The organism is Streptomyces sp. NPDC057617, assembly GCF_042800555.1.
In the GTDB taxonomy this organism is placed as follows: domain Bacteria; phylum Actinomycetota; class Actinomycetes; order Streptomycetales; family Streptomycetaceae; genus Streptomyces.
Genome location: NZ_JBHVGV010000004.1, coordinates 460,606 through 487,288, shown reverse-complemented (window position 1 = coordinate 487,288; position 26,683 = coordinate 460,606). Strand labels below are relative to the sequence as shown.

The 26,683-nt window shown below is 69.8% G+C and carries 20 protein-coding genes and 1 pseudogene; 18 read left to right on the top strand and 3 right to left on the bottom strand.

Features of this window, described 5'->3' with window-relative positions:
• The first annotated feature begins 512 nt into the window (after window positions 1–512).
• Window positions 513–1,727 carry a Shedu anti-phage system protein SduA domain-containing protein gene (locus ACFU9P_RS13755; RefSeq protein ID WP_376386539.1) on the top strand — a complete coding sequence of 405 codons (1,215 nt, stop codon included), beginning with the start codon at window positions 513–515 and terminating at the stop codon, window positions 1,725–1,727.
• Window positions 1,724–2,047 (top strand): hypothetical protein, encoded by a 324-nt coding sequence (locus tag ACFU9P_RS13750; protein WP_376386541.1) that lies wholly within the window; start codon window positions 1,724–1,726, stop codon window positions 2,045–2,047. The genes ACFU9P_RS13755 and ACFU9P_RS13750 overlap by 4 nt, the downstream gene beginning before the upstream one ends.
• Window positions 2,048–2,294: 247 nt before the next feature.
• Here ACFU9P_RS13750 and ACFU9P_RS13745 read toward each other — a convergent pair whose 3' ends face one another.
• On the bottom strand, window positions 2,295–3,035 hold the full coding sequence (locus ACFU9P_RS13745; protein WP_376386543.1) for an NIPSNAP family protein: 741 nt from the start codon (window positions 3,033–3,035) through the stop codon (window positions 2,295–2,297).
• Window positions 3,036–3,160: 125 nt separating this feature from the next.
• Here ACFU9P_RS13745 and ACFU9P_RS13740 point away from each other — a divergent pair, with 125 nt between their 5' ends.
• Complete coding sequence (locus ACFU9P_RS13740) at window positions 3,161–4,168, top strand: helix-turn-helix transcriptional regulator (RefSeq protein ID WP_384079868.1); 1,008 nt, start codon at window positions 3,161–3,163, stop codon at window positions 4,166–4,168.
• A gap of 308 nt (window positions 4,169–4,476) precedes the next feature.
• On the opposite strand, the gene ACFU9P_RS13735 is transcribed toward ACFU9P_RS13740, so the two are convergent.
• Both ACFU9P_RS13735 and ACFU9P_RS13730 read right to left on the bottom strand, forming a co-directional pair.
• A complete protein-coding gene (locus tag ACFU9P_RS13735) occupies window positions 4,477–5,292 on the bottom strand; it encodes a CPBP family intramembrane glutamic endopeptidase (protein ID WP_384079865.1) in 816 nt (271 codons plus the stop codon).
• Between the two features lie 350 nt (window positions 5,293–5,642).
• Window positions 5,643–6,206: a GNAT family N-acetyltransferase gene (locus tag ACFU9P_RS13730; RefSeq protein ID WP_384079863.1), complete on the bottom strand. Its 564-nt coding sequence runs from the start codon at window positions 6,204–6,206 to the stop codon at window positions 5,643–5,645.
• Between the two features lie 1,171 nt (window positions 6,207–7,377).
• Here ACFU9P_RS13730 and ACFU9P_RS13725 point away from each other — a divergent pair.
• From ACFU9P_RS13725 to ACFU9P_RS13655, 15 genes and pseudogenes are all read left to right on the top strand, one after another.
• Window positions 7,378–9,291 (top strand): non-ribosomal peptide synthetase, encoded by a 1,914-nt coding sequence (locus ACFU9P_RS13725; RefSeq protein ID WP_384079860.1) that lies wholly within the window; start codon window positions 7,378–7,380, stop codon window positions 9,289–9,291.
• Window positions 9,288–12,407, top strand: coding sequence for a condensation domain-containing protein (locus ACFU9P_RS13720; protein ID WP_384079857.1), 3,120 nt, complete (start codon window positions 9,288–9,290; stop codon window positions 12,405–12,407). The genes ACFU9P_RS13725 and ACFU9P_RS13720 overlap by 4 nt, the downstream gene beginning before the upstream one ends.
• Window positions 12,404–12,766, top strand: coding sequence for a phosphopantetheine-binding protein (locus ACFU9P_RS13715; protein ID WP_376373826.1), 363 nt, complete (start codon window positions 12,404–12,406; stop codon window positions 12,764–12,766). Before ACFU9P_RS13720 ends, ACFU9P_RS13715 begins: the two co-directional genes overlap by 4 nt.
• A gap of 23 nt (window positions 12,767–12,789) precedes the next feature.
• Window positions 12,790–16,302: a beta-ketoacyl synthase N-terminal-like domain-containing protein gene (locus ACFU9P_RS13710; protein ID WP_384079853.1), complete on the top strand. Its 3,513-nt coding sequence runs from the start codon at window positions 12,790–12,792 to the stop codon at window positions 16,300–16,302.
• Window positions 16,299–17,222, top strand: a complete 924-nt coding sequence (locus ACFU9P_RS13705; protein ID WP_384079850.1) for a 3-hydroxyacyl-CoA dehydrogenase family protein — start codon at window positions 16,299–16,301, stop codon at window positions 17,220–17,222. Before ACFU9P_RS13710 ends, ACFU9P_RS13705 begins: the two co-directional genes overlap by 4 nt.
• Window positions 17,219–17,494 carry an acyl carrier protein gene (locus ACFU9P_RS13700; RefSeq protein WP_384079847.1) on the top strand — a complete coding sequence of 92 codons (276 nt, stop codon included), beginning with the start codon at window positions 17,219–17,221 and terminating at the stop codon, window positions 17,492–17,494. The genes ACFU9P_RS13705 and ACFU9P_RS13700 overlap by 4 nt, the downstream gene beginning before the upstream one ends.
• Entirely contained in the window at window positions 17,487–18,632 is a 1,146-nt protein-coding gene (locus ACFU9P_RS13695; RefSeq protein ID WP_384079844.1) for an acyl-CoA dehydrogenase family protein, read from the top strand. The genes ACFU9P_RS13700 and ACFU9P_RS13695 overlap by 8 nt, the downstream gene beginning before the upstream one ends.
• Window positions 18,629–19,612 carry a 3-oxoacyl-[acyl-carrier-protein] synthase III C-terminal domain-containing protein gene (locus ACFU9P_RS13690; RefSeq protein ID WP_384079841.1) on the top strand — a complete coding sequence of 328 codons (984 nt, stop codon included), beginning with the start codon at window positions 18,629–18,631 and terminating at the stop codon, window positions 19,610–19,612. Before ACFU9P_RS13695 ends, ACFU9P_RS13690 begins: the two co-directional genes overlap by 4 nt.
• Window positions 19,613–19,656: 44 nt before the next feature.
• Window positions 19,657–20,793, top strand: a complete 1,137-nt coding sequence (locus ACFU9P_RS13685; RefSeq protein WP_384080072.1) for an HAD-IIIC family phosphatase — start codon at window positions 19,657–19,659, stop codon at window positions 20,791–20,793.
• Window positions 20,786–22,372 carry an amino acid adenylation domain-containing protein gene (locus ACFU9P_RS13680; protein ID WP_384079839.1) on the top strand — a complete coding sequence of 529 codons (1,587 nt, stop codon included), beginning with the start codon at window positions 20,786–20,788 and terminating at the stop codon, window positions 22,370–22,372. Before ACFU9P_RS13685 ends, ACFU9P_RS13680 begins: the two co-directional genes overlap by 8 nt.
• Window positions 22,373–22,381: 9 nt before the next feature.
• Window positions 22,382–23,620 (top strand): MFS transporter, encoded by a 1,239-nt coding sequence (locus ACFU9P_RS13675; RefSeq protein WP_384079836.1) that lies wholly within the window; start codon window positions 22,382–22,384, stop codon window positions 23,618–23,620.
• 48 nt (window positions 23,621–23,668) lie between these two features.
• Window positions 23,669–24,730 carry a MupA/Atu3671 family FMN-dependent luciferase-like monooxygenase gene (locus tag ACFU9P_RS13670; protein WP_384079833.1) on the top strand — a complete coding sequence of 354 codons (1,062 nt, stop codon included), beginning with the start codon at window positions 23,669–23,671 and terminating at the stop codon, window positions 24,728–24,730.
• Between the two features lie 52 nt (window positions 24,731–24,782).
• Window positions 24,783–25,745 carry a 3-oxoacyl-ACP synthase III family protein gene (locus ACFU9P_RS13665; protein WP_376373802.1) on the top strand — a complete coding sequence of 321 codons (963 nt, stop codon included), beginning with the start codon at window positions 24,783–24,785 and terminating at the stop codon, window positions 25,743–25,745.
• Window positions 25,742–26,548 carry a thioesterase II family protein gene (locus ACFU9P_RS13660; RefSeq protein ID WP_384079829.1) on the top strand — a complete coding sequence of 269 codons (807 nt, stop codon included), beginning with the start codon at window positions 25,742–25,744 and terminating at the stop codon, window positions 26,546–26,548. The genes ACFU9P_RS13665 and ACFU9P_RS13660 overlap by 4 nt, the downstream gene beginning before the upstream one ends.
• Window positions 26,549–26,590: 42 nt before the next feature.
• Window positions 26,591–26,677, top strand: a pseudogene (locus ACFU9P_RS13655) (S-adenosylmethionine synthetase N-terminal domain-containing protein); the annotation flags it as partial.
• Window positions 26,678–26,683 lie beyond the last annotated feature (6 nt).

Sequence of the window (26,683 nt, the reverse complement as noted above, 5' to 3'; positions counted from 1 at the left end):
CCTACGGCGGCCGAACGGAACAGGCAATCGCGGAGCTGCGCGCGCATCCCGAGGCCGACACCTGGTACGGGGCATGGCATCTCTCCGATCTACTGGCTGATGCCGGCCGATTGGACGAGGCCATCGTGGTCCTGCGGCCAACCTGCCATGCCGGAAGAAATGAGACCAACCTGGCGGAGCTGCTCATTCGGAAGGGATATGTCAAGGAAGCCGTTGCACTCCTGCACCGCCGGACAACGGGCCTTTCGCCCGATCAGGGTCCCTTGGCCTCGGTGATCTCGTAGTGGTGATCAACGGAGTGGCAGTGGATTGCCGACGGCAGTCCTTCAGCACCCTCTCGACGCTCCTCCAGCTTTCGCCGTCGCCGGGAAGCAGGAGTTCACCAGCGCCTACAAGGGCCGACCAATAATCTTACGTATCGAGTCATCGTGCCAGTTGTGCGCTGACACCCCTTCTGTTGCCTCGGATCTCACGAGCCGTGGTTGTCAGTGGCAACTCCTAGGGTTACCTGCATGGCGACATTCCGATCCAGCTACTCGCTCCGGTTCATGGTCGAAGAGGCACGGAAGCTCACCGAGCATGCGAGCGTGCGGGAGCGCATTGACGTGGTGCTGCGCATCATGGGGGATGGCTTGGGCGGGACGTACGGCAAGGGCAGACCGTTGGTGGATGCCCTGGAGGATGTCGCTCAAGAGTCCCTCCTGCACTCGGACATCGCGCTCGCCCAGCGCTTCCAGAGGTTCGCCGGCTACGCCGACGGCAAACTCTTCCTCGACACCTTGGAGAATTACTACGACGACAAGGCGAGGCAGCGCAGCGAAAAATACATGCGGCGGATGGCTGCCATCGGCGCCGAGCGAGCGGTGGCCGTCCTGGACGCCCTGTGCGCTGACAACCCCAGCGCAAGCGCTGCCGACGCCCATGCCCTCTTCCGCGGCATCGCCCGCTCCACTGACCACTTGGGTATCGGGGCCGGAGAGGGTGGAATCCAGCTGTCCACCAAGTACCTGAAGCGCCTTCAGGAATATGGGCACATGGAGCTGGTCCTGCGAAACCTGCCCCGGCCGGCCTCCGCCGAAGCCGCCCGGATGATGAGCGATGTCCTCGCGGACGCGGACGTAGGAATGCTGGCTCAACTACTCGAATTGAAGGCCAGGCGGGCCGGCCTCGCGTCCCTGCGCGCCACCGTGGACGACCCTGACAGCTCCGAGGGCGCCCTCCACGCCTGTCTGAAAAACCAGGAGTGGATTTTCGGTGGCGCCTTTGTGGCCGAGCTTGCCCGCCGTCAGTACACCCCGGAAACGATTCTCGACATTCCGCTGCTGCGTGGTGATGGCTCTCTGCATGTGGTGGAACTCAAGCGCGCCAACGTCGAGAAACTGGTCATCCGGCCCAGCGGCCACCTCATGCTGGGCGCCCCAGCACACCACGCGGTCTCCCAGGCACAGAACTACCTGCGGACCATGGACGAGAACCGCCAGACTATCCTCGCGCGGTACGGCGTCGATACTCGCAGGGCCTCGGCCACAGTCGTGATCGGGCACCCGAAGTACGTGAGCGGGAGTATCACACCTCAGGAGGTCGCAGAGACGCTGCGGACCTACAACACGCACCTGGCACGCATAGAAGTGATCACGTACGAGACCCTGTTGGAGTCGGCGGCCCGGATGCTGGCGCTCTCGTCGGCAGGGCCGGACCCGGACCCAATCGAGGAACCCACGGCATGAATGACACCCCGCCGGCGATTGAGCCGCTCCTGGCACGGCTCTGCGGTGGCACCATCACCAGCAAGGACTACGTCGGCTACTTCTTGAACGAGTACGGCGAGGAACTCGTTTTCGCCCAACGCCGGGGCGACAAGACAGCCCGGCTCTGGCACAGCGACGCGGACTGGGAGATGTTCCGGGTCGGTGATCACTCGATTCGGGTCGACGGCCCCATGGATGGGATGATCACTGTCGACGGACTGATCATTAATCGACCGGAGGCGGCATGGCTTTCCTCCTGTCTGGCAGCCTCCCGTCACCTGCGACAGAAACGCGGCTGAGGGGTCGCGTGAGGGACCAAGAAAGAAGCCCCGAGCTAAAAGGTCCAGGGCTTTCACGGAGCGGGTGACGAGAGTCGCACTCGCGCTCTGAGCTTTGGAATCACCCGGCGCTTGGTGCCGGAAGGTGGTTCTGGCCTGCGGAGACGCGCCTGTGAGGTGCGTTCTTGCAGACCTGTGGCTGTGGCCCTCGTATTGACTGCTGTCGGGGGCCAATACCCCGCCGGGTGTGAGAGGGCGCCCCGTTACCTCAACGGATGAGTGAGCGGACTGTGGGCGCCAGCCGCAGGAGCTGGGGGGCCGCGGTCTGCGCCCGCTCGATGTCCGGAAGAATCTTGTTCCGTACGAGGGGATGGGCCATCGCATCGGCGAGGTGGCGGCGGTGAGCGTTCTCGTCCGGGTACGAGGTGAAGACCGCGACGACGTTCTCCCCGGTGCGGACCGGGAGCCTGGGAAATGTGTTGGCTGCCGTCTCCGTGGTGAGTACGGCGAACGGTGCGGGCCCTGTCTGCCGCAGCACCGGGACGAGGCCGTCCTCGATCAGTTCGATGCCGTCGTGGGTGTGCGGAGGGAAGTGCCACAGCGTGGCGGCCACGAACCGGTCCGGTGCAGTGGCGCCTGGCTGCCGCCGTTCGGACGGGGTCACCCCGAAACCGCGCCAGGCCGGCAGGGGCCGCAGCAGCAGGACATTGTCGGAATCGACCATGGTGGCGTTGGCCTGGGGGCCGTGCGCGGCCCAGACCGGCCCGCCGTAGAAGGCTGACAGTGCCTGCCGCCGGGCCTCCATGTCCGTGAAGCCGCGCAGCCAGACGAAACGGTCCGGATCGTCGAGGTCGCGGAACTGGCCGAGGACGACCATCCCGGTCGCCTCCTGCGTTTCGGCGAACTCCCGGTCGAACAGCTCGATGAGCTCGTCCCGTCGGCCGGGGCGCAGGGTGTACTGGCGCAGCTCGATCACAGCAGGGCGGACGGCGGGGCCGGTTCCGGGCACAGCGGACTCCGTTCTTTCGCATACTTCGAGTCTTTCCCACACTTCGAGCCGGGTGGACCGGCCCGTGCCGACGGTAGGGCCCAGGTGTGCCAGTGCCTGTCAGTGTTTCGGAGCAGAATCCTCGTATGTCCGCCGACCGGTTGCTGTCGATGCTGCTGTTGCTCCAGACCCGTGGCCGCATGTCGGCACGACGGCTGGCCGACGAGCTGGGGGTCTCCGTGCGTACCGCCTACCGCGACCTGGACCGTCTGCGCGCCACCGGCTTCCCGGTCTACGCCGAGCAGGGCCGCACCGGCGGCTATCAGCTGCTCGACGGTTACCGCACCCGCCTCACCGGGTTGAGCGAGCGCGAGGCCAGGGTGCTGTTCCTCGCGGGACTGCCCACGCCCGCCGCCGATCTGGGGCTCGCCGAGGAAGTGGCCGCGACGCGGCTGAAGTTGCTGGCCGCTCTGCCCGCAGGCATGCGCGAAGAGGCGACGCGGACCGACGCGGTGTTCCACCTGGATGCCCCGGGTTGGTACCGGGAGGCCGAGGCGACTCCGTATCTGCCCGTGCTCGTGGACGCGGTGTTCCGCCGGCGGGCAGTGGACGTACGGTACCGGCGTTGGCGCGAACCGCAAGAAGTGGACCGCCGGCTGTACCCCTATGGCCTCGTGCTCAAGTCCGGTACCTGGTATCTCGTGGCAGCGGCCCAGGGCCGGACCGCCACCTACCGGGTCACCCAGGTCCTCGACGCGGTTCTGAGCGATGAGCGCTTCGAACGGCCGGAGGACTTCGTCCTGGGCGAGTACTGGTCGTCCTATCTGGACGGCTTCCAGGCGCGTCGTTATACGGGCACCGCCACCATCCGACTGTCGCCGAGAGGGCGCGAGCGGCTGGCTGCCAACGTCCCCCCTGAGGTGGTACGGGCATTCGACGCCACCGCGACCGCGGTCGGCGCCGACGGCTGGAGCGAGGCCGTCATCCCGACCGAGAGCACCGAGCATGCGTGTGGCGAGCTGCTACGGCTCGGTACCGATGTCGAGGTCGTCGCGCCGGAAGAACTGCGTCAGGCCATGGCTGACGCAGTGTGCGTACTCGCCCGGACCTATGGACACATCTGCCCCGGCGGGACCGAGGCACTCGCGCTCTGAGCTTGGGAATCAACGGCGCCTGGGAGCGCCGCACTGCCCTGAACAGGGATTACTTGGGCCTGCGAGCCGCATCGGAGCCGGTCGGGTTGACCGCTTCCGACCGCGGTGTACCGCACTGAAGGGCTGGGATGGGGCCGGCCTGCCACTGGGCGGAAGCCAGTGATCGGCGACGACCGGTCGGCCATCTTCCCGTTCGGCCTCGCGCCCGGCGGCCAGTCGTTCGCGTACCTGATCCACCGCTCGCGATGCTGACGGCTCTCCTGGCGGCGGGCCTCACGGCCGAGGTGATCGCCCAGGCCCGGAATCGGTCAGGCTCGGGTGGGGCTGATGTGGGGGGATGTGTTGGTGGTGGTGTGGTGTGGGTGGGGGGCCGCCGTCTGTACGGGTGGTTGTGTGCGGTGGTCGTGTTGTGTGGTGAGCAGGGTGGTCGCGAGGATGGTCTGGATTGTCAGGACGAGTGCCTGTGTTGCGGGGGTGTCGATGGTGAGTATGGCCATGGTGGTGTTGGTGGCGAGGTGGACGGCGATGGATGCGGCGAGGCCGGCGCGTTCGTAGGCGTAGCCGGTCAGGAGTGCCACGGGGATGACGCTGAGTGAGAACATCAGGCCGCTCCAGCTGAACAGGCCGAGTTCGGCCTGGACCGTTCCCTCGATGAAGAACAGCGGCAGATGCCATACCGCCCAGACCGCGCCCAGCACCAGGCCGGTCTGGAGACGGCTCATGGAGGCGCGCAGGCGCGGGTATGCCGTGCCGCGCCAGCCGGGCTCCTCGGACAGGGGACCGGCGACCAGCATGCCGACGAAGAACGGCACGATGCCGCCGACGCTCGCGATCAGTTCCCTGCCCCCGGCCAGGCTCACCCCCGCAACCCCCAGGAAGTCCGCGAGCAGCGCACCCGCCACCACACTCCCCGAAGCCGCCACCAGCAAAGGCAGCACCCACAACAGCCGCACGCCCTGCCGGAACCTCACCGCACGGGCGGGCACGGGTTCCCCGCGGCGGGTACGGCGAACCCGTACCGCGATCGCACCGAACACCGGGCCGAACCCACCCAGCAGATACGGAACAGCAGCCGGAGAACCCGTCGGCGACCCGCCCAGCACCATCGCAATCAGCCAGAACACCCAGGTCGTCGTAAACGTAACAGCGAAGAAGAGAGCAAGACCGCTTCGCCCGCCGCCGACACTGCCGGCCCCGGCCTGCCACGGCGCTTCACCGCTCCCGGTGACTCCAGCCCCGCTCTTCCCCTGAAACATGCCCGCCGCCCTTTCCACCGAGACGCACCCTGCGCCATGCCCAAGACGCTACGGACAGCAAGAACACAGAACACTGGGCACACCACCCGGCCATGCGGTGGCGCTGGATACACCCCGACCGGGTCAGGACCCGATCCCGCCGATCGGGTCGGCGGAGACGGTCAGTGGGAACGACTGTTGGCGAACGACCCGATTGCCGGCGGCGCTGCTCGGCAGGGTCAGTCCGTGGGGCGACCCGTCGTCAGGTCACTGGCGAGGAGCGCCCAGATCTCCAGGTCCTGGCGGAGGCCGTTAAAGGGGAAAACCTCGCGGAGGGTTCCCTCGTGGCGCATTCCCAGGCGTTTGGCGACGGCGATGCTCCGGGTGTTCGCGGGGGTGACCCGCCATTCCACGCGGGCCATCCCCCGCTCTTTCACCGCCCAGTTGACCAGGTGGTCGGCCGCCCGGGTCACCAGTCCCCTTCCTCCTGCCTCGGGGGAGAGCCAGGCGCCGAGTTCGCACACCCCGGACTGGGTGTCGAAGACCCGAAACAGGGCGCCGCCTTCTAGTTTTCCGTCCACCCAGATTCCGAATATCCGGCCATTTCCCTTGGCCTGTTCATCGGCATACCGCTGGAGCCACTGACGGGCCGATTCCGTGTCGGTGATGACGTGGGCCCAGGGGAGCCAGGGCGACAGGTGGGGGCGCAGCCGGTCCACGTAGGCGGCGAATGCCGTGGCTTGCCAGGGTTCCAGTGGGCGCAACTCTGCAGTTTCGGACAAGAGATGGCCGAAAAGTGCCACAGTAAGTCTCCCGCGTTCGTGATTTCCGGGTATTCGGTCGCAGTGCCGAACCATGCTAGTGCCGCGACCGGCAGTGTTTGCCCGTCAAGGAGCGGCGTCCGGTGCGTGCGATCGCAAGGCGGCCGGGAGCCCTCGTAGCGGAGCTGCTTGGGCTTGTGGCCCGCGGCGGCGACCAGCTTGTCGATCCGCCGCCGGCCCGGCCGGGGCAGTACCGTCCGGGCGCCGGAGACGTTGACCACGTAAGGCAGTTGTCGGCTCTCGGCGATGCGGGGTTCGGTGGCAAAGCCCACCGTCCCGGGCACATGCGCGGTCGCGCGGCGCTCGCGATCGTCGGCCCGGACACGCGGCAGCTCCTGGCGAACCCGGTCTCATCGATGACCAGCACCCCGCCCGCGCTGTCGGCCGGCCCGTCCGGCGCATACCGGCGGACGCGGTCGCGCAACTCGTCAACCTCCCACTTCGCCCGGTCCAGCACGTGCTGCTGCCCGTCGGGACGACGCCAGACGGCTACCCGGCCAACTGCCACCGGCCAACTGCCGACCGTTCGCGCGCGACACCGGGCCCAACAACCCGCGTACACACACGCCTTCGCCCGCCGCCGCAAGTCCGCCCGTGGGAAGACGTCGCCGACCTGCGGCAACAACTCCTCCGACTCGGCGTCCCACTCGGCTACTTGTGAAACCTCACCGCACCACTCTTCCAGGACGGAAAGTCACCCCGACGAACCTGATCAGCGCACTACAACTGAAGGGTTGGGCGCTGATGGCCGAAATGTAGTCAGTGGTGTCCATATATGTCTTGGTAAATCATCCTAGCGTGATCGTGCAGCGCATGGATGTGCAGGCGAAATCTATTGTGTGGGTTTTGGCCACTCGCAAGGATTGAGTCCTGAGCGAATTGTCTTATCAAGGTAACTTTCCATTCAGGGGGAAAGTACGTGAATAGATCATTTTCTGGGCTCTTGGGCATGGCAATTACCGTCATATTCGGCGCTTCTTCGTGCGTTATTTCGGCGCAGATCATTGCCGGGCACAGTGCATCTGGGGCGGCCGAGGTCAAGGTGCTTGCCGACCATGGGTGGGGCCCCTGACGCCGTAATGGCGACAGCGGCGTGCGCATTTCGATCCTTCCGGAGCCGGAATTCCAGTGCAGGAATGAGGGTGGGGCTGTGATGGCAGCTTTGAGCGTGCATGACGTCGTGGCACAACAGGTCGAGCAGCGACCCGACGGCTGCGCCGTACGTGATCCGGCAGAAGGGGAGGGGCTTTCGTATCGCGAACTCTGGGAGCGGGCCGGGTGGCTCGCCGCGGAGCTGGCGCGGAGCGGAGTCCGTCAGGGGGATCTGGTCGCGGTCCCCCAGGACCGGTCCGTCGACCTCGTCGTGACCTTCCTCGGCATCCTGCGTTGCGGCGCCGCCTACCTGCCGCTGGACGGGCTCGCCCCGAAGGACCGGCTTGCCGGCATCGTCGCCGAGTCGGGCACGCGCTGGGCCGTCCACTCGCCCCGCCAGGACTCGCTCGCCGGGCCGGCCGGCTGCTGGGCGGAGCTCAGGTCCTGGCTGCCCCGCGGGGTGGAACCGCTCCCCGTGCTCTACGAGGATCCGGGGCATCCCGTGCCCGATGTGCGGAGCCAGGGGGACGACCCCGCGTACGTGTCCTTCACCTCCGGCTCGACCGGGCGGCCCAAGGGCGTTGTGGTCCCCCACCGCGCGGTACTGCGGCTGGCCCTGCGGCCCAGATTCTACGCCGTCGAGCCCGGCGACCAGGTGGCCAGCGCCGCCAATCCCGCGTTTGACGCCACCACGTTCGAACTGTGGAACGCCCTCACCGCCGGCGGAACGGTGGTCGTCTTCCCTTCGGCCACCGGCCTGCCCCTTGACGACTGGACGGCGCTGATCCGCAGCGAGCGGATCGACACCATGTTCCTGACCACCTCCCTGTTCCACACCGTGGCAAGGGAGCGTCCGGACGCGTTCGGCACGCTGCGCAACCTTGTGGTCGGGGGCGAACAGCTGGAGATGGCGGCCGTGCGGAAGGTGCTGGCGGCCGAACCGCCGGGCCGGCTGGTGAACGGATACGGACCGACGGAGACGACGACCTTCGCCGCCTACTTCGACTGCACCGAGGACACCCTCGCCGGTCTGGAACGTATCCCCGTCGGATACCCGCTCCAGGACACCACACTCCACCTGCTGGACCAGGACCTGAAGCCGATCCCGACCGGTGACACCGGCGAGCTGTGCGTGGGCGGCCCCGGCGTCGCCCTCGGCTACCTGCGTCGCCCGGAGCTCACGGCCGAGCGGTTCACCACCCTCCCCGAGAACGGGGAGCGGATCTACCGCACCGGTGACACCGGTCGGCAACTTCCGGACGGGGCGATCGAACTCCTCGGCCGAAGCGACCGCCAGGTCAAACTGCGCGGCTTTCGCATCGAGCTGGAGGAGATCGAGCGTGCCGCGCTGGACTGCGGGCTCGCCGACTCCGCCTTCGTGGAGAAGGTCGGCGAGGGCCCGGCCGCGTCCCTGGTCGGTTTCGTCCTGCCGTCCGCGGACGGACTCGCCGCGGTGGGTGCCGGTGCCGTCGCCGAACTGCCCGCGTTGCTGGACGCGAGGCTGGCCCGGACCCTCCCCAACTACATGCGCCCCGCCCGCTGGCTGGTGCTGGACAGGGTCCCGCTCGGCTCCACCGGCAAGGCCGACCGGGCGCAGCTGCTGAAGCTGCTCTCGGCCGCGCCCTCTGCCCCGGACCCGGCCGGCTCCGCCCCCACGGCCGGAACTACCTTGGCGCAGCCGCCCGTCACCTCTGAGCTCGTGGCCGTGCTCGGCGATATCTGGCGTGAGGTGCTGAGCACCGAGCAGGTGCTCCCCGAGCACAACTTCCTTGAACTGGGCGGCAATTCCATCCTCGCCATGCAGGTGGCCGCCAGGGCCCGGCAACGTCTCGACGCACCCGTCGACGCGGGCGCGGTGCTGCTGTGCGACACCCTGGGGGAACTGGCCGTCCATGTGGCCGGCGCCTTTCCGGGCGAAGGTCTCGCGGCCGGCTCCGAGCCGGCCGGACCGGAGCGGGAGGTCACCGTATCGTGACGGCCGGAACTGGCACCGGGAACACCGCCGCTCGGGTCGAGCCGCCGGTCTTTCCGCTGTCTTTCGCGCAGGAGCGGCTGTGGTTCGTGGACGCCGCGGCCCCCGGGAACGCCACCTACAACGTCCCACTGCTGTTCCGCTGCCACCAGCCGCTGGACGCCGCGGCGTTGGCCCGTGCCCTGGAAGCGGTCACGGTACGGCACCAGCCGCTGCGGACCGTCTTCCGACTGGACGACGGCAGGCCCGTACAGAGGGTGTTGGAGGCACGCCCCGTCGAGGTGGAGGTCGTCGACGTCGCGGGCTCGGCGGATGCCGGGGCACGGGTGCGCACGGAAGCGGCAGCCCGTAGCCGCCTGCCCTTCGATCTCGCCGAAGGGCCGCTGCTGCGGTGCACGGTGTGGCAGGGGCTGCCGGAGGGCGGGAACGCCGTCCTGCTGACGGTCCATCACATAGCGGTGGACGGCTGGTCGCTCGCCCCGCTCTTCGACGACCTGGCAGCGGCCTACGACGCGGCCCTGGACGGTCGCGACGCGGCGCTGCCCGCTCTGCCCGCCGCCTACAAGGATTTCGCCGCGCGTGAGCGTCGTACGGCGGACGATCCCGCCCTTCGGCAAGGCGTCGAGGACAGGGTCGCGGAGCTGCTGAGCATTCCCGTGGGCCTGGAGCTGGCCGGACGCATGCCGGCCCTCGCCGCCCCGGACGGTTCCCGCCCGGGGCGGCAGGTCGCCCGCGGCGTTCCGGAGAAGGTCCGCAAGGGCGTGGCACAGCTGGCACGTTCGCTGCGGGTGACTCCGTATGTGGTGCTGGCCTCGGCGTTCCAGGCGGTCCTGCACCGCTGGTCGGGACGGAGCGAGTTCCTGCTCGCGACGATGACCGCCAACCGGGCGCACGCCGACCTCGAAGAGGCGGTGGGGTTCTTCGTCAACACGGTGCCGCTGCGCTGCCGGGTCGACCCGGAACAGTCCTTCACCGAGTTGTGCGGCGCCGCCCGGCGCGAGGCGTTCCGCTCGCTGACGTATCAAAGCATTCCGTTCGACCGGCTCACCGCGGCCGCCACCGTGGCGCAGCGGGAGGGCAGACGGCCACTGGTCGACGTCGGGTTCGTCTACCAGAACATGACCGTTCCGCGGTCGGCGCACACCTGGTGGACGCCGCCCGAGGTGCTTGGGACCGGTACCGCCAAGTTCGATCTGCTGCTGATGGTCGACGAGACCGAGGACGGGCTCCTCGTCACCGTCGAGTACGACACCGACCGCTACCCCGCGGAGACGGCTGAGGCCGTGGCGGACGGGCTGGCGGAACTGCTGGAGTGGGTCGTCGAGGAACCCTCGGCCCCGCTGCGAGAGCTCCCCCCGCTGCCGGGGGAGCCACCCGCCGAGGCGCTGCCACCGCTGCCGCGGCCCGTCGCCGCACGCGTCCCCGTGACGTCAGGAAGCGGCATGACGAATCCGGTGACGGCCCGCTCTGCCACACTCGCCGAGCGGCCCGGGCAAACGGGGGACGAGCGCCGGGCGGCCGAACTCTTCGCCGCCGCGCTCTCCGGCCGGGACCACTCCGGCCCGGCGGTCGACCCGGCGCTTCTCGCGCCCACCGCGAACTTCTTCGTGCTCGGCGGCCACTCGCTGCTTGCTGTCACGCTGCTCTCGGACGCCCAGCGCCGGTACGGTCTCGTGCTCTCGCCCCGGAACTTCCTCGCCGACCCGACGGTCGGGGGTCTCGGCCGGCTGCTCGCCGCCGCGGAGGCCGTGGCCGGGGAGAGCGCCTCGTCGGGCGCCGCCCGTCCGCCGGCCGTCACGGTCACCGACGAGCAGCAGCACCCGGCGTCCGCGATCCAGCAGCGGTTCTGGTTCCTGGACCGGCTGCCCTCGCTGCGTGCGGCATACCTGATTCCGACCGTCGTGGAGTACGCCGGCGCGGTGGACTGCGACGCGCTTCGGGCCGCGGTGGACGCGGTGCTCGCCCGGCACCCCTCGCTGCGCTCCCGGTTCTTCCTCGATCGCCGCAAGCGGCAGGTGTACTACAGCACGGACGGCGTACCGGCGAACACGTCCGTCACGAACGCCTCCGGCTGGAACGCGGCACGGTTGCGAGCGCACCTGTCCCGGCTCTGCTGGGCCTCGATGGACCTGGCGCGGGGCACCCCCGCCCAGGCGGAGATCGTGGTGTGCGAGGACCGCACACTGCTGGTGCTCGTGGTGCACCACATCGTCGCTGACGGGTGGTCGCGTGACCTGCTGATGGCCGAAATCGCCGAGGTGTACCGGGCCCGGACCAGCGGCCGCGAACCGGAACTGCGGGATGCCGTGCACCCCGCGCTGCTCGACACCGCCCATGACACGCGCACCGACGCGGACGCCGCCGCGCAGACGGCGGCGATGCAGGAGCACCTGCGCGGCGCACCGGTGGATGTCGTCCTGCCGCACGACCGGCCGCGCGGCGAATTGCAGACCACCAACGCCGGGCTGTGCACCACCTGGATCGGCGGTGAGGTGGTCACCAAGCTGCGCACGGTCACCAGCGGGGCCCTCGGCTGCACGATGTTCATGACCAGTGCCGCGTTGCTCGCGGTCACCTTGGCCCGGCTCGGCGGTCAGCGGGATTTCCTCTTCGCCTTTCCCTGGGCGGGCCGGGAGACCCGGGGCAGCGCGGAGGCGGTCGGCATGCTCGTCAACACCCTGGTGCTACGGGTGGACCTGCGGCACAGCACCACCTGGGCCGATCTGCTGGCCCGGGTCAGGGAGAGCAGCATGACCTCGTACCGCAACGCCCACGTCCCGCTGGACGCGCTCGCCGCCGAGCTGCACCCCGACCGCGACCTGAGCCGCCCGGCCCTCACGCCGGTCTACCTCAGCTCCCAGAACACGGCACCTGTACCGGACGAGCTCAGCCCCGGTAACCCCGGCCGTTATCTGCCGCTCGACCCGCTGCACCTGAAGTACGAGCTCGAACTCGTGGTGACGGAGCACGGGGAGCACGACATGGAACTGGCCTTTTCCTACAACACCGGCCTGTTCGGTGAGGACACGGTGCGCGCGCTGCTCGCCGACATGGCGGTGGCAGCCGCGGACCTGGTCGCCGACCCGGATTCGCATCCACTCAAGAGGAGCATGCCGTGAATGACGCCACAGCCGAGCAGGCGTCGGCCCCGAACCAGACGGAACTTCTCCTCAAGGTCCGGCAGGCATGGGCCGACGTGCTCGACCTGGACAGCGCGGACCAGGTGCCCAACGATGTCAACTTCCTTGAAGCGGGCGGGAGTTCGCTGCTGCTCATCATGCTCTGGGAAGAGCTCCACCCGCTCGCCTCCCGCACCCTGAAGGTCTCCGACCTCTTCCAGCACAGCACTGTCCAGGCGCAGGTCTCCCTGCTCGCCGGCTCCGACGAGACCGGTGAGGAGCCGGCCGCCCGGCTGGGCGCGCACAACCGTGAGGGCCTGTTGAGACGGGCGCGCCGAAGCCAGCTCGTATCCGAGTGATGGCGAACGAACGGGACACATCCATGACGAACAGCACGGACATAGCGGTCATCGGTGTCGGCCTCCGCTACCCGGACGCCACCACCCCGCACGAGTTCTGGCAGAACATAGACCGTGGCGTCATCTCGATGCGGGAGATGTCCGCGGAGCGGCTCAAGGCCGCCGGCGTCACCGACGAGATGCTCGCCGACCCCGCCTTCGTGGGCGTGGCCACCTCGCTGCCGGGAGTGGAGGAATTCGCCTCCGAGTTCTTCGGCTACCCGCCGCGCGAGGCAGAGACGATCGACCCCCAGCAGCGGCTCTTCCTGGAGGCGTGCTGGGAGGCCTTGGAGGCCGCGGGACACCCGGCACGCAGGGACGGGCCGGTGACCGGTGTCTTCGCCGGCAGTGCCGCGGGCAACTATTCGGCGGCCCTGCTCGCCGCCAAGGCCCGGCAGCACGGGCTGCGCGCCGCGGTGGACGACCTGGAACTCACCGTTGGCGGCCAGGCCGACTTCATGACCTCCCGGGTCGCCTACAAGCTGGGGCTCCGGGGCCCGGCCCTGAGTATCCAGACCGGCTGTTCCTCCTCCCTGTACGGGGTGCACTACGCCACCCTGAGCCTCCTGTCCGGCGAGTGCGACATCGCGCTGGCCGGCGGCGCCACTGTGCTGGAGCCCTTCCGCGGCTACCAGTACCAGCTCGGGGGGGTGCTCTCCGAGGACGGCTACTGCCGTTCCTTCGACGCGAGTTCCACCGGTACCACCTACAGCTCGGGCGTCGGCGTGGTCGCCCTGCGCCGTCTGGAGGACGCCCTCGCCGACGGTGACGAGGTGCTCGCGGTGATCCGCGGCAGTGCGGTCGGCAACGACGGAGGGGACCGGCTCGGCTTCATCGCCCCCAGCCCCAACGGCGTCGCCGACGTGGTCGCCGCCGCGCTGCGCACCGCCGACGTCTCCGCGGACCGGCTCCGGTACGTCGAGGCCCACGGCACCGCCACCCCGGTGGGCGACAACATCGAACTCATCGCCCTCACCAAGGCATTCCGCGCCACCACGGCCAAGAGCGGCTACTGCGGTCTCGGTTCGGTCATGTCCAACATCGGACACACCGGCCCGGCAGCCGGCATCGCGGGCTTCATCAAGGCGGTGCACGTGGCGCGCACGGGCAAGATTCCGCCGCATCCGACCTTCGAGAGGCCCCGCGACCCGGGCATCCTGGAGGAGAGCCCGTTCTTCGTCACCACCGCGCCCGAGCACTGCGCGGAGCCCGAGCGCCATGTGCTCGTGAACTCCATGGGTGTCGGCGGCACCAACGCCGCCGTGGTGCTGGCCCCGCCGCCCCAGCCGGTACGGCCCGTCGCGCCGCGGCGGTCCACGGTACGGCTGGTCCTGTCGGCACGCACCCGTGCCGAGCTGGACCAGCAGTCCCGCAGGCTGGCCGACGCCCTCGACGAGGGCGAGTTGCCCGCCGCGGATGTCGCCCACACGCTCCGGGTCGGCCGGGCCGCCTTCGACGAGCGACGGGTGGTCACCGCTCCGGCGCACCGGCTGGCCGCCGCGCTCCGGCTGCCGCGCCCGCCCTCCGTACGGACCAGGCGAATCGACGGTGCGCGCTCCGCGCTGGTGGTGCTTCCGCCGGCCGGGGCACCGCAGCCGCCCGCCGCGCTGGTGGCGGGGCTCAAGACGGCGCTGCCGACCGGTACACAGGTCGTGACCGACCCCCTGGAGAAGGGGTCCGAGGGGCGCTTCGTGCTCCTGGCCGGGCACGGAGAGCCGGCCGACGACCGTCATGTGATCACCGCGGAGTCCTGCGCCGACGCGGACGAGAACACCGTGGCCGAACTCCTGGACGAGGCCGCGACGGCGGCCTGGCTGTACGGCGTCGAGGTGGACTGGGAGGCGCTGGCGGACGGGAGGGGGCGCCGGGTGACGCTGCCGACGTACCCGTTCACCCGCAAGCGGCACTGGGCCCTGGACCGGCTGCCCGGGTTCGACCAGCCCGCGACGCGACCGCCGGACACCGGCGTGACCGCCCCGGCCGGGTCGGGTTCTGCGGCAGGCACCGCGGGTCCGGCGGGCGTCGCGCCCACCACCCTGGAGGCGCAGTTGACCGAGCTCTGGAAGGAGCTCTTCGGTCACGACACCATCGGCCTCGACGACGAGTTCGCCTCCCTGGGCGGCACCTCCCTGCTGTCCGTGCGGATGGTTCTGGAGATCCAGCAGCGGTACGGCGTCCTCATCAACATCCACCGGGCAGGCGGCAGCCAGGCCACCCTCCGCCGACTCGCGCAGATGGTCTCCGGGCTGCAGAACGGTGCCGGGTTGGGCGACGCCGAGGTCGACCCCGCCGCCGACGGCGACGGTGCGATGATCGACGCGGACCTGCAGATCCCGCTGGAGCCGCTGGCCAAGCAGTCGGCCCCCGGCCGGGACGTGCTGCTCACCGGCGCCACCGGCTACCTCGGCGCCTTCCTCCTCGACGCACTGGTCTCCGCCTCCAAGGGCCGCGTCTACTGCGTCGTACGGGCTGCGGACGAAACCGAGGGCATGGCTCGGCTGAAGGCCGCCGCGGCCAAGTTCGGACTGCCGGAGCCGGATCCGGAGCGGGTGCACGCAGTCCCTGGTGATCTGCGGGACATCGGCACCGTGTGCGGGGAGTACCGGGGCGGTGAGCTGGCCACGCGGATCGGGCACGTCCTGCACTGCGCGGCCAAGGTCGTCTTCACCGAGCCGTACCGGATGCTGCGTGAGGACAACGTCCTGCCGTTGGTCGGGCTGCTCAATTGGATGCGTCCCTTGGGCATCCGTGACATCGGCTTCATCTCCACGGTTGCCGCCACCGCGCCCGCCGGGCCCGAGGGACGGCTGCTGGAGACCCGCGATCAGGCGCTGGACCCGCAGCTGGGTGGGTACGGCGTGAGCAAGTGGGTCGGCGAACGCATTCTGGACCGCGCGGACCAGGACGGTATGCGGGTCCGGCTCTTCCGGCCCGGCCTGATCATGGCTTCCTCCCAGTCCGGTGCCTGCAACGACAAGGACCTCATCTGGTTCCTGCTCGCCAGTGGCCTGGTGGTGGGGGCGCGTCCGGTCGACGACCGTGGCATGCCGGTCTCGCCGGTGGACGTGCTCTCCCGTGCGGTCGCCGAACTCATGCTGTCCGCCAAGTCCGTCGGCCGCGCGTACCACTTGGTGGACGAGACCTCGCCCAGCCTGGAGGACCTGTTCGCGGCCCTGGAGGAGGCCGGTCTGCCCACCCGCGTCGTGCCGCTGACCGAGTGGCAGCGGCTGATCGCCGAGCAGGCCCAGGCCACTGGCAGCAAGGTGCTCTCCGCCACCGCGCTGTACGAGATGGAGGGTCACGAACTCGACGAGGCCGGCGTCCAGGCGAAGGGCTGGCAGCCCTGGCTGCGCCGCTCCCGGCTGTCCCCCGTCGTCAGCGGTGAGCAGCTGCGCAGGGGCCTGTCGTTCCTGGCCCACCGGACCGACGAGATCGGCTCCCTGCTGCCCGAGCTGGCGGCCGAGGGCGCGCGGAACGCCGCGAAGGAGGAGAAATGAGCGACACCGGCAACGAGAAGAGGCACACCCCCGGCGCCGCGCAGAGCCCGGAGGCCGGCCCGGAGGGGCCGGTCCACCGGCTCGCGGTGATCGGCGCCGGCGTCATGGGCAAGGGCATCACCACCCTGGCCGTCGGCCACGGTCTGCCCGTCGTTCTGGTCGATCTCGACGAGAACGTCCTCGGCAAGGCCCGCACCGACATAGCCAACCAGCTGCGGCTGGCCCGGATGATGGGCAAGCTGCCCCGGGAGGGCGTGACCGGTGACCTGGTCGTCACCACCCGCCTGGAGGACATCGCCGGGGCCACGACCGTGATCGAGGCGGTCACCGAACTCGCCCCGCTGAAGGCCAAGGTACTGGCCGAGGCGTCCGCGCTGGTCGCCCCGGGGACCTTGCTGGTCTCCAACACCTCCGCCGTGCCCATCGACGAACAGGCGGATGCGGTGCGGAGGCCGGAGGACCTCGTCGGCATCCACTTCATGAACCCGCCCTACATGATCCAGACGGCGGAGCTGATCCGTGGGCCGCGCTCCGGGGAGCACGCCGTCGCCGCGGCCGGCGCCCTGCTCCGGACGCTGGGGCAGAACGGCATCGTCGTCGGTGACGGACCGGGCTTCGTGATCAACCGGATCCTCCAGCGCATGATCAACGAGGCGGCTCGCATCGTGGCCGACGGCATCGCCTCCCCGGCATCCGTCGACGCCGCCTTCCAGGGCTGCCTGGGCCACACCACCGGCCCGCTCGCCACCGCCGACCTGATCGGCCTCGACAACGTGGTCGACTCGCTGCGCGTACTGCACGAGCGCACCGGCGACGCCGGCTACGAGCCCTGCGCCCTGCTGCTGGACAAGGTCGCGGCGGGCGACTTCGGCCGCAAGACCGGCCGCGGATTCTTCGAGTACGGAGGTAGCGCGTCATGACCACCCCCACCGGCCAGGCGGAGACCGCCCAGTCGATCCGCGAGAACCTGACCGAGTTCCTGCAAGGGCGTACCAGGACCGATGTCGCTCCCGACGTGGACCTCTTCGCCACTGGTCTGGTCACCTCGCTCTTCGCCATGGAACTACTGGTCCACGTGGAACGGACCTTCGTGGTGCAGGTGGCCGGCCCGGACCTCACCCTGGACAACTTCCGCAGCGTGAACCGGATGACCGAACTCGTCCTGCGCCTGCGCGGCGGTACCGATGCGTGAACGGAAGACGCGGGAGCCCGTGCCGTCCCCGGACGCGGCGCGGCCGGAGCTGGAGCGGCTGGCCACCGACATGGTCGGCGACCGCGCGGACACCTGGGACCTGGCCGGAGAACTGCCCCGCGACCTGCTGCGCGAGCTGGGCGGCAAGGGCCTGCTGACGGCCCAGGTCCCGGCGGAGTACGGTGGCCCGGGCCTGAGCAGCGTCGCCAATGGTGAGCTCACCGCGCACGTCGGCTCCCTGTGCTCCTCCCTGCGCAGCGTGATGACCTCCCAGGGCATGGCCGCCTGGGCCGTGGAACGCTTCGGCGACGAGGAACAGAAGGCCGCTTACCTGGGCGCGCTGACGTCCGGTCAGCTGGCAGGTGTCGCGTTCAGCGAGCCCGGCGCCGGGAGCGACCTCGCCGCCATGGCGACCACGATCCGGCGGGAAGGCGACACCGTCGTCGTCGACGGCCGCAAGGTGTGGGTCACCGTCGGTGCGTACGCGGACCTCCTGGTCGTCTTCGGCCGGTACGGCACGGGAGCGGCCGCGGTCGTCGTCCCCGCCGACGCCCCGGGCGTCAGCGTGGAGCGGGTGGCCGATCCGCTGGGCTGCCGGGCAGCGGGCCACGCCGGTATCCGGCTCGAAGGGGTGCGGCTGCCCGCCGACAGCCTGCTCGGCGGCGCCGGTCTGCCCATCGACTGGCTGGTGACCTCGGCGCTGACCTACGGCAGGATCTCGGTGGCCTGGGGCTGCGTCGGCATACTGCGTGCCTGCCTGCGGGCGGCCTGCGGGCACGCCGCCACCCGAGAGCAGTTCGGAGTCGTGCTGGCCGAGCACCAGTTGGTCGCCCGGCATCTCGCGGAGCTCCACGTCGCCCAGGAGGCCGCCACCCGCTGCTGCGAGCACGTCAGCCGCTGCTGGGACGAGGGGAGCCCCGAACTGGTGACCGCCGCCGTGACCGCCAAACACCTGGCGGCCGGGCAGGCGGCGCGCGGCGCTGCCACGGCTGTGCAGGTGATGGCCTCGGCCGGAGCCGGCGACGGCGGGCCGGTGGCGCGCGCCTACCGCGACGCGAAGCTCATGGAGATCATCGAGGGCAGCAACGAGATCAGCCAGCTGCTGCTGGGCAAGCACGCACTGGCGGTGTGGTCATGACCATCGGAATAGGCGCCATCCACTGTGTGCTGCCCACCGAGTCCGTGCACGTGCGGGACCTCCCGGAGGTCCCCGAACTCGGCCCTGACGAAGCCGAGTTCCTCAAGAGCAGCGGCATCGCGACGGTGGGTGTCCTTGAGGGCCGTACCGCCGGAGACCTGGCGGTCGAGGCCGTCCAGGGCCTGCTGGCCCGGCTGGACGAGGACACGCCTGGTGCCCCGCAGCGGCCGGACACCCTGATGCTGGTCGCTCCGCGCGCGCCCGATGTGCTGCTCGGCTCCGACGTGTGCCGCGTGCAGGCGGACACCAAGCTCGACGGTGCCTTCGCGTTCACCGTGGACGGGCTCGGCTGCACCGGCTCCAGCGCCGCCTGGGGACTCGGCCGCGACCTGCTGCTGGCCGATCCCTCACGGCAGAGCGTGCTGATCGCCCACGGCAGCCGGCCCACCGGCCTGGACCGGGTCCGCCACCCGGTCACCGTGATCGGCGACGGCGCCTGCGCCATGACCCTGGTGCGGGGCGGGCGTCCCGTACTGCGGGCCCATCGAATGGAGACCGACGGCTCCTTCCACGACCTGTTCCGGGTCGACTACAAACAGGTGCCGTCCTACGAGTGGCGCGAGGAGTGCAATTCGGCAGACCGCTACCGCTTCGATCTGGCCCTGCACAGCCGGCTGCGACTCGGCCGGATGGTGGACGAGGCCCTCGCCGAGGCGGGCGTGGCCAAGGACGACGTCGCCGCGACCCTCATGCAGAACGTGACGGCGAGCGCCTACGAGTTCTACGAGTCCCTCCTCGGTCTGCCCATCCACCCGGTCTGCAACGAGCACCTGGCCACCTACGGACATCTGGGCGCCATGGACGTTGTGCTGAACCTCGACCGGCTGCTGGCCCGCGGCGAGTTGCGGCAGGGCGACCTCGTTCTGGTCCTGAACAACAGCCCGGTCGCCGCCTGGGCCGTGACGTTGTGGGAGGTCTGACCGTGTCAGTGGCGAAAGCGGGAAGCGAGACGGAGATGGACAGGATGAACGAGGCCGACGCCTCCACCCCGCCGGGACCGGCCAAAGCGGTCAAGTGCCTGGTGTGGGACCTGGACAACACGCTGTGGAACGGGACCCTCCTGGAGGACGGGGAGGTCACGCTGCCGGAGCGGATACGCGAAGTGGTCAAGGCCCTCGACGAGCGCGGCATCCTGCAGTCGGTGGCCAGCAAGAACGACCACGACCACGCCTGGGCGCGGCTGGAGAAGCTGGGAATTGCCGAGTACTTCGTGCTGCCCCGCATCGGGTGGGGTCCCAAGTCCGAGTCCCTGCGGCGGATCGCCGACCAGCTCAACTTCGCGCTCGACACGATCGCCTTCGTCGACGACCAGCCCGCCGAGCGGGCCGAGGTCGCCCACTACCTGCCCGCGGTGCGCTGCTACCCGGCGGAACAGGCCGTGGAGCTGGGCTCGCTGCCGGAGTTCAGCCCTGTCGTCACCGTTGACTCCCGCCGCCGCCGCGAGATGTACCAGGCAGGCTTCCGCCGTGAGACGGCCCGTGAGGAGTTCGCCGGGCCCGACGAGGAGTTCCTGCGCACTCTTGCCCTGGAGATGACCATCCGCCGGGCAGTCGAACCGGACCTCGCCCGGGTCGAGGAACTGACCCTGCGTACGAGCCAGATGAACGCCACGGGTGTCCACTACGGTGACGAACACCTGCGTGCCCTGCTGACCGACCCGAGGCACGAGGTCCTCGTGGTCCAGTTGCGCGACCGGTTCGGTGACCACGGGGCCGTCGGCATCGTGCTGCTGGAGCGGCACGCCGGCGCCTGGCTGCTCAGGCTGCTCGCCACGTCCTGCCGGGTGGTCTCCTTCGGCGCCGGCGCGGTGCTCCTGCGCTGGCTTGTCGACGAGGCGGCGCGCTCCGGGGTACGGCTCTTCGCGGACTTCCGGCGCACCGAACGCAACCGGATGATGGAGGTCGCCTACCGCTTCGCGGGGTTCGCCCCGTACGAGGGAGAGCGTTCCGACGTCCTCCGCGGCGAGGCCGATGCCGCGGACCACGAGGGCGTCGAGCTGCTGCACATCGAACCTGTCCGGCAGGATCCGCCCACCACGATGCGTCTCGACGCGCCCGACCTGGGGACGGCCCGGCCTGCCGGGGAGGTGGGCCGTGACTGACGTGCTGACGATGTACGAGTGGTTCGAGCGTTCCGTCGACCGCCACGCCGGTCAGCCGGCTCTCGAAGCCGGTGGCGAACGGCTCACCTATCGGGAGTTGCACGCCGCCGCCGAGGCGGTCGCGGGCCGGATCCTCCAGGAGCACGGCACGGTACCCAGCAGGGTTTCCGTGATCGCGACTCGCAGCGTGGTGTCCCTGTCCGGCTACCTGGCGGCGCTTCGCCTGGGTGCCGCGGTCACCCCGGTCAACCCCGCCTTCCCGGCCTCGCGCAACCGCGTGATCTGCGAACTGGCGGGCAGCGAGGTACTGATCGCGGACGCCGCCGACTCCGCACAGCTCGACAAGGAGCTGGGCGGTGTCGTGCCGACCGAACTGCGGCTGGCCGCGGACGAGGTGGCGTCCGCCGGGCGCGCGGGCACCCCGCCGACGCGCCCGCTGCCCGCGTGTACGGCGTCCCCGGACGATGTGGCGTACGTGCTGTTCACCTCTGGATCGACGGGGCGGCCCAAGGGCGTGCCCATCCGGCACCGTAACGTCTCGCCGTACCTCGCGCACAACATCGCGCGCTTCGGTATCGGGCGGGGCTGCCGGATGTCGCACACATTCGACCTCACCTTCGACCCGTCGGTCTTCGACCTGTTCGTCACCTGGGGCGCCGGCGCGACCCTCGTCGTGCCCGACCGGGCCGAACTGCTGTCGCCGGTCGACTATGTGGTGGACAAGGAGATCACGCACTGGTTCTCGGTGCCGTCCGTGGTCTCTGTCGGACAGGAACTGGGCAACCTGCGGGCAGGGCGGGCGACCAACCTGCGGATGAGCGTGTTCATCGGCGAACAGCTGTCGTACGACCAGACCGCGGCCTGGCACACGGTGGCCCCCGAGGCGACCCTCGTGAATGTCTATGGCCCCACCGAACTCACCGTTGCCTGCACCGAGTACACCCTGCCGGCCGAGATCGGCGACTGGCCGAAGACGTCCAACGACACCGTCCCCATCGGGCCCGTCTACGGCTTCCTGGAGCATCTGGTCCTCGACGAGCAGGGCCACCCCGCCGAGGAGGGCGAGCTGGTGGTGCGCGGGTCCCAGCGCTTCGACGGCTACCTCGACCCGGCCGACAACAGCGGGCGCTTCCTGCTGCACGGCGGGGACGGCGTCGCCGTGTACGACGGTACGGGCGAGCTGACGGCGGAGCACTACTACCGCACCGGCGACCGGGTGCGGTGGGAGGACGGACATCTCGTGCACCTGGGCCGGCTGGACAACCAGGTGAAGGTGCGCGGCTACCGCATCGAACTCGGCGAGATCGAGGCCGCCCTGCGCCGGCACACCGCCGTGCAGCAGGCCGTCGTGGTCGCGCTGCGCAGAGGGGACGAGACCGAGCTCGTGGGCTGCTACACCGGCGAGCCGGCCGAGCCGGGCATCCTCGCCCGGGCGCTGCGCAAGCAGCTGCCCCTCCACATGGTGCCGCGCCGCTTCCGGCATCTGGAGACGATGCCGCTCAACGCCAACGGGAAGATCGACCGGCTCCGCATCACGTCCGACCTGATGTCACCGGATCCGGCGTCCACGGTCGCCTAGGAGATCACAGTGTCCATCCTTCAGAACATCGTCCCGCCCAAGGGCGTGGTGCGCACGCTGTGCCTGAGCAACCTGGCCAAGACAGCGGGCCACGGCATTCTCATGTCCGTCAGCCTGCTGTTCTTCACGCGGACCGTGGGCATACCCGCTGAACGGGTCGGTCTGGCCATGACGATCGGCGCCGCGGTGGGCATGGCCGCCAGTATCCCGGCCGGCCGGCTCGCGGACCTGGCCGGGCCGCGCAACACCACGGTGGGCTTCCTGCTGCTGCTCGGTGTGTTCGTCTGCGGCTACGGTTTCGTCGACGGGTTCCCGGGCCTTGTGGTCGTCACAAGCCTGGCGTTGATGGCGGAGTCCTCGACGGACGCGGCCCGCGGCGCGCTGATCGCCGGGCTGATTCCGCAGCAGGAGCGGGTCCGGGCCTGGTCCTACATGCGAGCGGTCAGCAATCTGGGCGTGTCACTGGGGGCCGCCGCCGGGGCGGTCGCCCTGTTCTTCGACAACCGGGCCGGCTACGTCGGTCTGCTGATCGCGGGCGGGGCGATGTTCGTGGTATCCGGGCTGGCCTACCTGACCGTGCCGCAGGTCGCGTCGGTTCCCAAGGAGCAGTCCGGCTCGAAGTGGATCGTGCTGCGCGACGTTCCCTACGCCTTCGTGGCCTTGCTCAACTCGGTCCTGGTGATGAACGTCGCCATCCTCACCGTTGCGCTGCCCGTCTGGCTGACCGACCGGACGACGGCGCCCACGTGGGTGTACTCGCTGATCATCATCCTCAACACCATCATGGTCGTGCTGTTCCAGGTGCGGGCCGGCAAGGGCAGCGACGACGTGCCGGGCGGAGCCCGGACGCTGCGTAAGTCGGGTGTTCTGCTCGCGGTCTGCTGTGTGCTCTTCGCCCTGGCGGCAGACCGGCCCGTGTGGCTCGCCGTGCTGATTCTGCTGGCGGGAGCCATCGTCCATGTGGTCGGCGAGATGTTCTACAGCGCCGGCTCCTGGTCGCTCGCCTTCGGGCTGGCACCGGACCACGCCCAGGGCCAGTACCAGGGAATGTTCGGTATGTCCACCCAGCTCGGGACGGTGGTGACGCCGGCGTTGGCCACCGCGCTGATCGCCGGTCTGGGCGCGGCCGGCTGGCTGGTCTTCTCTGCCCTGCTGCTTGCCGCGGGACTGGTGGCGCCGGCGGTGGCCTCATGGGCCGCCGGGACCCGCCGGACGCCGCCGTCCGGCGTCGAAGAGTCCGTCGCGTAGTCCGTCCGCCGAGCGGGTCGGCCCTGGGCCGCCCGGAGAGAAGAACCCATGGACTTCAGTCTCTTCTACTTCGCCAACGACAGCACCGAGAAGGAGAAGGACCGCTACGAGCTCCTGCTGGAAGGCGCCCGGTTCGCGGACCGTAACGGCTTCTCCGCCGTGTGGACGCCAGAACGGCATTTCCACCCCTTCGGGGGCCTGTACCCGAACCCCTCCGTCACGGCGGCGGCGGTCGCCGCGGTGACCGAGCGGGTCGGAGTCCGCGCGGGCAGTGTGGTGGCGCCGCTGCACCATCCGCTGCGGATCGCCGAGGAGTGGTCGGTCGTGGACAACCTGTCCAACGGCCGGGTCGGGCTGTCCTTCGCCTCCGGCTGGCACGCCGCCGATTTCGCGTTCTACCCGGAGAACTACGAGAACCGCCGGCAACTGCTGCTGGAGCGGGTCGAGCAGGTACGGGCGCTCTGGCGGGGCGAGAAGCTGTCGGTGACCGACGGCGTCGGCACCACACAGCAGCTCGGTGTGTTCCCGCCTCCGGTCCAGCCGGAGCTGCCCGTCTGGGTCACCAGCGCCGGCGGAGTGGAGACCTTCCGCAACGCCGGGCGGCTCGGCGCCGGGCTGCTGACCCACCTCCTCGGCCAGGACCTGGACGACCTCGCTTTGAAGATCGCGGAGTACCGCAAGGCGGTCATGGAGCAGGGCAGGTCCGACGGGTGGACCGGTCATGTGGGCCTCATGGTGCACACCTTCCTGGGAGATGACGAGGACACCATCCGTGCGGCGGTCCGTGGTCCGCTCTCCGATTACCTTCGCAGCTCGCTCGGTCTGCTCCTGGGCTCCCAGCTGGACGGTCGCCGGATCGATGCGTCGCGGCTCGCTCCCGAGGACGTGGACTTCATCGTCAACCGCTCCTTCGACCGCTACTACGACGGCGGCGGTCTGCTGGGCACGCCGGAGAAGGTACGGGACACCGTGAACCGCTTCCGGGAGATCGGTGTGGACGAGGTGGCCTGTCTCATCGACTTCGGACTGCCGACGCATTCGGTCCTGACAGGTCTCACCCACCTGAACCGGCTGCGCATGCTCTCCGCCCAGGACGACGGGGCCCGGTGAGCGGACACGGACGGGCGGACCGGACCCCGACGACACGACAACGGAGAGGACCATGGGCGGCATAGTCGACTTCGAGGTGCGCTTTCCCACGTCCCGCGCGGACGCGTACCACATGCACACGGAATCCGGCATTCCGATCGATGACATCCTCGCGATCACACACACCGAGGACTTCCCCGTCCTGGGGGATCACGAACAGGCGTGGGAGCTGGCGGCCGAGGCCGCACGGGCGGTGCTGGAGCGCAACGCGGTGTCGCCCGAGGAGATCAGTCACGTCATCTACACCGGCTCGGGCGAGTGGGATCTGCCCTTCTGGTCACCGGCTGCCCGGGTCGCGCTGGAACTGGACATCTCCCGCGCGCACTGCTTCGAGGTGACCAACTTCTGCAACGGTGGCATGGCCGCCGTACGTGCCGGTCTCAACGAACTCGCTGTGAGCGGCGGCCCATTCGTCCTCGTGCTCGTCGGCGACCGCCTCAGCCAACTCGTCGACTACCAGGATCCCGACTCCAAGGCGCTGTTCAACTTCGGCGATGCCCCCTCGGCCCTGCTTCTCGGCCGGGGCGACTGCGCCTTCGAGGTGCTGACGTCGTCGATGCGCACGGACCCGTCCTGGGCGGACTACTACTCGGGGGACGTCGAGGACGATCGGATTCTGATGCGCCGACGCGGCCGCAGGCCCGGCCTCGCCGACGCCTACCTGGAGAACTTCCCGGCCCGGGTCGGGGACGTCCTGTCCACGCTGGGCAGGGACCTCTCCGACGTCGCGTACCTCCTGATCAACCAGGGTGACAAGGGCATGCACGAACGGTTGCTGAACCAACTGGGCATCCCCGCGCGGAAGAGCGTCTTCAACTACGACCGGCTCGGGCACATGGGCGGATCCGACCTGTTGATCGCTCTGCGCGGCCTCATGGATGACAAGCGGCTCGAACAGGGCGACCTCGTGCTGCTCGCCAGCAGCGGCATGGGGTTCACCTGGGCCGTTACGGCAGTGGAGTACCGAGGCCTATGAACGGCATGACCATGGGGGCCGGGGTGAAGGATCTGCGGCACTCGCTCGCGCCGGTGTCCGCCCGGGGAGGGACGCGCACCGAGTCCTCCTTCGCGCCCCTCACTCTGGTGTTCCTGCACCACGCCGGAGGGTCGGCGGCGTCCTTCGCACCCTTCACCCGACAGCTTCCCGCACATTGGAACCTGTGGTCCGTCGACCTTCCGGGACGACTGATGGCCACCGGGGAGCGGGCCTGCCGTACCTCCGTGCAGGCCGCCGCGTACGTGGCGCGGGAACTCCGCTCCCTGCTGTCCGGCCCCTATGCGGTCTTCGGGCACAGCATGGGTGCGCTGATCGCCTTCGAAGCGGCCCGGGAGCTCTCGACGTCGGGCCTGCGGCCCGAGTGGGTGGGGCTCTCGGGGGCGCCCGCGCCCGGTCACCGGCCTGACCGCGCCCAGCGCCACCTGTGGCCGAGAGAGCGGCTGACCGCCTTCATGCAGGGGCTGGGAGGCACTCCCGAGCAGGTCTTCGAGCTGCCCGACCTGCTGGACCTCATGGTCGAGGTGCTACGCGGCGATCTCTCGATCGTGGACACCTACCAGGTGCACCCCGGACCGCTGCTCGACGCCCCGCTCACGGTCTTCACGGGTGAGAACGACCCCGTGGCCGGTCCGCGGATCGCCGCTCCCTGGAGCGGGCACTCCACGGCCCGGACCACCGCCCGCTCCTGGCCGGGCGGTCACTTCTACCTGTTCGAGCATGTGGACGAGGTATGCACCGCCATCCGCGACGAGGTCGCCGCCGTGTCCCTCGCGGGCCGCTGACCGGCGTCCACGTTTCCTCCCCCTCTTTCCGGAGCACCTGCCATGCCGGTTCGTCTCTTGACCTCGGAGTCCGTGACCGAGGGCCACCCCGACAAGATCGCCGACCGGATCAGCGACACCTCTCTCGGCGCGCCT